The organism is Kitasatospora sp. NPDC004799, assembly GCF_040609095.1.
GTDB lineage: Bacteria > Actinomycetota > Actinomycetes > Streptomycetales > Streptomycetaceae > Kitasatospora.
The window spans coordinates 1-6,256 of record NZ_JBEXJK010000466.1; the positions used below are offsets into that span (position 1 = coordinate 1).

5 protein-coding genes and 1 riboswitch are annotated in these 6,256 nt (G+C 72.6%); of the genes, 2 read left to right on the plus strand and 3 right to left on the minus strand.

All coding sequences use genetic code 11. The annotated features are described in order from the left end of the window. Nucleotides 1-322: 322 nt before the first annotated feature. On the minus strand, nucleotides 323-1,183 hold the full coding sequence (locus tag ABZW03_RS35565) for a bifunctional 5,10-methylenetetrahydrofolate dehydrogenase/5,10-methenyltetrahydrofolate cyclohydrolase (RefSeq protein WP_355267972.1): 861 nt from the start codon (nucleotides 1,181-1,183) through the stop codon (nucleotides 323-325). A 21-nt stretch (nucleotides 1,184-1,204) separates the two neighbouring features. Beyond that, a riboswitch (ZMP/ZTP riboswitch) is annotated at nucleotides 1,205-1,290 on the minus strand. A gap of 151 nt (nucleotides 1,291-1,441) precedes the next feature. Between ABZW03_RS35565 and ABZW03_RS35570 the strand changes: the two genes are divergently transcribed. Both ABZW03_RS35570 and ABZW03_RS35575 read left to right on the plus strand, forming a co-directional pair. Beyond that, entirely contained in the window at nucleotides 1,442-2,938 is a 1,497-nt protein-coding gene (locus tag ABZW03_RS35570) for an FAD-binding protein (RefSeq protein ID WP_355267975.1), read from the plus strand. A 666-nt stretch (nucleotides 2,939-3,604) separates the two neighbouring features. Next, a complete protein-coding gene (locus ABZW03_RS35575) occupies nucleotides 3,605-4,156 on the plus strand; it encodes a hypothetical protein (protein WP_355267978.1) in 552 nt (183 codons plus the stop codon). Nucleotides 4,157-4,238: 82 nt separating this feature from the next. Here the strand turns inward: ABZW03_RS35575 and ABZW03_RS35580 are convergent, their stop codons facing one another. Together ABZW03_RS35580 and ABZW03_RS35585 are read right to left on the minus strand one after the other, a co-directional pair. Beyond that, complete coding sequence (locus ABZW03_RS35580; protein ID WP_355267981.1) at nucleotides 4,239-5,033, minus strand: MBL fold metallo-hydrolase; 795 nt, start codon at nucleotides 5,031-5,033, stop codon at nucleotides 4,239-4,241. Nucleotides 5,034-5,234: 201 nt separating this feature from the next. Continuing rightward, nucleotides 5,235-5,987 carry a phosphotransferase gene (locus ABZW03_RS35585; protein ID WP_355267984.1) on the minus strand — a complete coding sequence of 251 codons (753 nt, stop codon included), beginning with the start codon at nucleotides 5,985-5,987 and terminating at the stop codon, nucleotides 5,235-5,237. Between the last annotated feature and the right edge of the window lie 269 nt (nucleotides 5,988-6,256).

The window sequence follows — 6,256 nt, forward strand, 5'->3', positions numbered from 1 at the left end:
CACCATCCACCCACTCCCACCAAACCCACCCACACCACACCACCACACCCCAACCCACCGATCGTAACCACAACACCACCCCACCCCACCAACCAGGAACACCACAGAACGAGACAGGGCAGGCCCCGGCCACGGGGGTCGAGCCCGTCGAGTCCGCCCAAGCCCGACAGCGCGCGACCACCGGTGCCCACCCGGCCCCGAGCGCAGCAGGGACACCATGACGAGCCCGAACACGCTGCCGCCGAGACCCGGGACCCGGGACCGTCCCGAACCCACCACCGGCCGAACGCGAGCAGCCCAACGCCGACCGGCAGCTCCCGGGTCAGGGCCGGATGAGCTGGCGTGCGGCCGCGTCGACGGTCTGCTCAAGGAGGACGGCGATCGTCATCGGACCGACACCGCCGGGGACAGGAGTGATCAGGCCCGCCCTGTGCCGGGCGGTCTCGAAGTCGACATCTCCCACGTTGCCCGGGTTGTAACCGGCGTCGATCACCACCGCGCCGGGCTTGACGTCCGCCCCGTCGATGAAGCGCGGCCGGCCGACCGCGGCCACCAGGACGTCGGCCTCGCGCACGATCGACGACAGACCGACGGTGCGGGAATGGCAGTAGGTCACCGTGGCGTCCCGCCCGAGCAGGAGCATCCCGACGGGCTTGCCGAGGATGGGGCTGCGCCCCACCACGACGGCGTGCTTGCCCGTGAGGTCGACGTCGTACTCGTCCAGCAGGCGCACAATCCCTCCGGGCGTGCAGGAGACGAAGCCCGGCAGGCCGAACCCCATCGCCGCGAAGGAATGCATGGTGACCCCGTCGACGTCCTTCTCCGGGGCGATCGCCTCGAACGCGGCACGCTCATCGATGTGCGCCCCCACCGGGTGCTGGAGCAGGATGCCGTGCACGTCCGGATCCTCGGACAGCGCGGTGACGGTCTCCACCAGGCCGCTGGTGCTCACAGAGGCGGGCAGCGGCACGTGTCGCGAGCGGATCCCGGCCTTCGCGCAACGGGCCTGCTTCATCCGGACATACGTGACCGAGGCCGGATCCTCCCCCACGAGCACGGTCGCCAAACAGGGCGACACCCCCGCGCGCCGACGAACGTCCTCGGCGGCCGCGGCACTGGTCCCGATGATTCGGCGGGCGAGATCCGTACCGTCCATCAGCCGCGCCTGCTGCGTCTCCACCACGTACCACTCCCGAGCTCCACAGTGAGGTGCCCAGGCGCACGGCATCGACGAGGCGTCAGGCCGCTCCCCGGTGGTACTCCACCTCAGCGCCAGTCACGGCCCGAACCCACCATACCGGCGACCGCCGGCCGGTTGGCCCCGTCCGCGGAACTCGACAACTGCTCCGGGCTCCGGGCCACCGGTGCGGGCCAGTAGGTGATCACCCGATGGTTGCGGTACAACAATCCCTATTTGACGACTGATCGGAGAAATTCTGATATGAGCAGGTCAGGAATGTCGCGCCGCGCCCTCCTCACCACCGCCGCGGCCGGCGCCGCCACCGCCGTCACCGGCTGGAACACCACCACCGCCGCCTGGGCCACCGCACCCGGCACCGACGTCGCCGAACTGCCCGCCCTGGACGGCACCGTGACCCTCCAGCGCGAGGCTCTGGACCGCTTCGCCGGCGACTTCGGACACCTCGTCACCGCCACCCCCCGCGCCGTCCTGCGCCCCGGCTCGGTCCGCGACGTGCAGCAACTCCTCGCCTTCGCCCGCCGCCACCGCATCCCGGTGGCCGTCAACGCACAGAGCGGCGACCTCGCCCGCACGGGCGCAGCCAGCCTGGAGTCCCACTCCAGCTACGGCCAGGCCAACCCCCGCGGCGGCATCGCCGTCGACGCCCGCGGCCTGTCCAAGATCCTGTCCCTGCACCCGGGACGCGCCGTCGTCGAAGCCGGAGCGACCTGGGCCCAGGTCACCGAAGCCGCCCTGGCCACCGGCTGGGTACCCCCCGTCCTCACCGACTACCTCCACCTGACGGTCGGCGGCACCCTGAGCGTCGGCGGCATCGGCGGCGCCGTCCAGCGCCACGGCCTGCAGGCCGACAACGTCCTCGAACTCGACGTCGTCACCGGCACCGGCGACCTGGTCACCGCCTCCCCCACCCGCAACCGCGACCTGTTCGACGCCGTCCTGGCCGGCGGCGGCCAGGCGGGCATCATCGTGCGCGCCACCCTCGCCCTGGTCCCCGCCCCCGAACGCGCCCACGTCTTCTCCCTCCACTACGACGACCTCGACACCTACCTCGCCGACCAGCAGAAGGTCATGGCCGAAGGCCGCTTCGACCTCCAGGTCGGCGACGTCGTCCGCAGCCCGGACGGCACGCACTGGCGCTACAAGGCCGAACTGGTCGCCTTCGCCGACACCGGACAGAGCGTGGACACCACGGCGCTGCTCGCCGGCCTCACCCCCGCCGAGACAAAGGTGGTGGAGCAGAGCTGGCGCGAGTACGCGTTCCGCGTGGACGGCTTCGCGGACTACCTGCGCGCCGCCGGGTACTGGGCCCTGCCCAAGCCCTGGCTGAGCGTCTTCCTGCCCGCCTCCACCGCCCGCACGTTCATGGCCCGCGCCGCCGAGGTCCTCACCGCCGCCGACCTGGGCGCCGGACTGCTGCTCTTCTACCCCTACCAGCGCTCCAAGGTCCGCGCCCCGCTGGCCGTCCTGCCCGACCAGGAAACCGGCTGGCACTTCGACCTGCTCGCCTTCCCCGCAGCCGGCTCCGACACCGCGGCCATGCTCGAACGCAACCGGCGGCTGTACGACCTCGCCGTCGAACTCGGCGGCAAGCGCTACCTCATCGGAGCGATCCCGGACATGACCCGCACCGACTGGCAACGCCACTACGGCGCGCTGTGGGACCAGGCCTCACGCGCCAAGCGCCGCTACGACCCCGCCGGCATCCTCACCCCGGGCCAGGGCATCCACACTCCCTGACCCGCCACCCGGGCCCGCCCCGCCGGGCCCCGGGCCTGCCGCGCACCTCCGAGGGCGTGGCGGGCCCGGGGCCTTGCCCCCGCACTGCCCTTTCGGACCTTCCCCGCGCCACCGCGCCCGTGCCACCCTCGCCCGAGGATCGGGAACCGTCACCTGGAGGCAGTCATCCACGCCAAGCACCGGACAGCACGGCCCGACTCCCCCACCGGCCGCCGCCCCTCCCCCGCGCCCTCCACGGCCGCCCGCCCCGCCACCGGCCCGCTCACACCCGCCACGGCCCGCGCCCTGCAGCGCACCGTCGGCAACCGCGCGCTCGGTGAACTCCTCGCCCGGGAGCAGCACACCCACGACGCCGGCTGCGGGCACACCGCCCCCGTCCAGCGCACCACCGACCAGGACGCCCCCGCCCAGAACGCTCCGGCCCCGGGCCCGGCCGGGACGATAACCGCGGAAAACTTCGCCGAGTTCACCCGCCAGTTCACGAACTTCGTCCACGAGCAGGGGACCTACGACAACTTCGACGGGGCCTTCTGGGAGTTCAAGGAGCGACAGAACATCTACACCGACCGCCTGTACGGCGACGACCGCTTCCGGAGAGCCGTCCTCGGCCGCGTCTGGACCACGATCACGGAGGCCGTCAACGCCTACCACGCCTCCGCCAAGCCCATGAACGTCGCCGCCACCGAGCCGATCCGCCTCTACCGCAAGATGTCCGCCCAGGAAGCCGCCGTCTTCACCGGCGCCGGGACGATCCGCAACCGGCTCACCACCGCCATGAACTACAACCAGAGCGACCAGTACCGCAAGTACTTCACCACCTCGCTCTCGCACACCAGCGTGTTCAACAACGCCAACTCCTCCGCCCCCGAGAACGAACGGGTCCTGGAGTTCACCCTCAACCAGCGCGACTACTGGGCGTTCCTCGAGCGCCGCGGCACGCCCAACCAACAACCGGGCGCGTTCGACACCCCCAACACCGCGGTCGTCAACCAGGAACGACTGCGCGCCGGCACGGGCGCGAACTTCCGCACCGCCGACCAGGTGGCGCAGGTGTACCAGGACCAGACCCACCACAACGTCGGCATCAGCCACGGCAACGTCGAGGAGTTCGCCCGGATGGCGACGGGCATCCGCGAAGTCGCGCCCGAGGAAGTCGAGTCCGCCGTCACCGCTGCCCGCGCCGCGATGATGGCCGCCCTCGGTCACCCCCGCACCTGACCCGCCCGGCCCCGGGCGGGACATGGCGTGGCGCCAGGTCCGGGGCCAGAGCCAGGGCCGGGGCCGGAGGCCGGGCGGGGTCTCAGATCGCGACGAAGCGCCGGGGCCCGTCACCGACCAGCACACGGCCGAACCGCATCCCCGGGAAGTGCGCGGCCACCAGCAGATCGTCGGTGTCGGCGGCCTCGTCCGCGATGCGGTTGCGCACCGCCGAAGCCGCCACCGGATCCACGTCCCACACCACCTGCCAGTCCCGCTCCGAGAACTGCACCACCGAGTGCACCACGTCCCCCAGCAGCAGCGCACGCCGCCCACCGGAGGAAACCACGTACACCGTCGTCCCCGGCGTGTGCCCCGGCAGGTGCAGCGCATCCACACCCGGCACCGGCGTGAAATCCCCGTCGAACAACTCCAACTGCCCCTCCACCGGCGCCAGCTTCGCCACCGCCTCCGGAGTGGCCCCCGGCCCGGTCACGAAGTGCTCCCAGTCCGCCCGGTGCGCACGGTACGTCGCCCGCGGGAACACCGCCCGCCCCTCCACCGACGCCCACCCCACATGGTCGAAATGCAGATGCGTGAACAGCACGTCCGTCACATCCCCCGGCGCCACACCGAACCCCGCCAGCGAGTCCAGCAGCGCACCCCCGCGGTAGCGGCCGTCGTCGAACGGCCCCACCCCCGCATCCACCAGCACGACCCGCTCCCCACGACGCACCAGGAAGCCCCCCAACGGCAGATGCAGACTCCCGTCCGCCTCCCGGTGGTGCCCGTGACACGCCCACGGATCCGCCACCCCCGGACGACTCAGGATCTCCGCAGCCACCTCCACACCCACCCCGTCCACGACCGCCAGAACCTCGATGTCGCCGATCTCCACGAAACCCCACCTCTCCCACAGCCGGACACCCCACACACCCGTGCCATCCGTACGTACACGGGCCGACACCCCCAACCACCAAACCCGACACCCCATTCCCCCGCACCGGACCGCCCCCGGCCGGGCCGTCGAACGGCGGCCCGCACGGCGGCCCGGACCAGCACGGGACAGGGCCCGGGCCCGACCGGTCCCCCCGCGGCCTCACATCCGGGCCCTGAGCACGTCGACCTCACAGCCCGGCGCGAACGGATCGAAACCGTGCCCGATCAGCCAGCGGACCGCCAGCAGACTCCGCAGCGACCACCACCCCCGGATCACCTCGAGGTCGACATCGACGTCGGTGCCGTAACCGGCGGCCACGTCCCCGAGACGCTCCTCGTGCCCGAGCGTGAACGTCGCCAGGTCGTACAGCGGATCACCCCGCCCCGCCTCCGACCAGTCGATGATGCCGCTGACCTCCCCGCCCTCGACGAAGACGTGCGCGATCTGCAGGTCACCGTGTGTGAACGCCCCCGTCCACGGCCTCAACACCGCCTCGGCGACCCGCCGGTTGCGCGCGACCAGAGCCGCCGGCAGCACACCCTCCGCCACCAGCAGGGCACACTCCTCCTCCAACTCCGCCACCAACACGTCGGCGCCGCGCCCCGCCCGGCCGGTCCACGGCGGCACCGGCGCCTCGTGCAGCCGGCGGATCGCCGCGCCCGCCGCCGCCCACGCCGCCGGCGACCCCACCGACGGACCACCCAGACGCCCCAGCGTCGCCCCCCGCACCGCCGCGAGCGCCAGCACCGGCGGTCTGCGCCACAGGATCTCGGGGGTCGGAACCGGCGCCAGGGACATCGCCTCGACCTCGACATCGATACGCGCCTGGTCCCCGTCCACCTTCAGGAACACGTCCCCGACCCGCAGCGTCACCCGCTCGCCGTGCGCGACGACGACCTCGACCTCATCCACAAGCAACCAGCCTCCCCACCACGGCCGCCCACGACACCACACCCCGCGGTACCAGGCGCCACGGCGGGCGGGGAGGGCGGGGAAGGCGAGGAAGCCGGGAAGGCGGGGAGGGCGCACGGCCGGTGGCCGCACGCCCCCGGGGGCGGGGGGGGGGGGGCGGTTCTGCGGAGGTAGTCGGCTCGGCCATCTTCCTGCGCGGAGTTGTGATGCCGCTCGCTTCCCCGGGGCCCCCTCCCCCCCTCCCCCCACCCACCCTCTCCACCCACCAC

Excerpts from the sequence above, each read along its gene's own strand:
- ABZW03_RS35570 (WP_355267975.1), top strand. The coding sequence starts at position 1,442 with ATGAGCAGGTCAGGAATGTCGCGCCGCGCCCTCCTCACCACCGCCGCG.
- ABZW03_RS35575 (WP_355267978.1), top strand. The coding sequence starts at position 3,605 with ATGAACGTCGCCGCCACCGAGCCGATCCGCCTCTACCGCAAGATGTCC.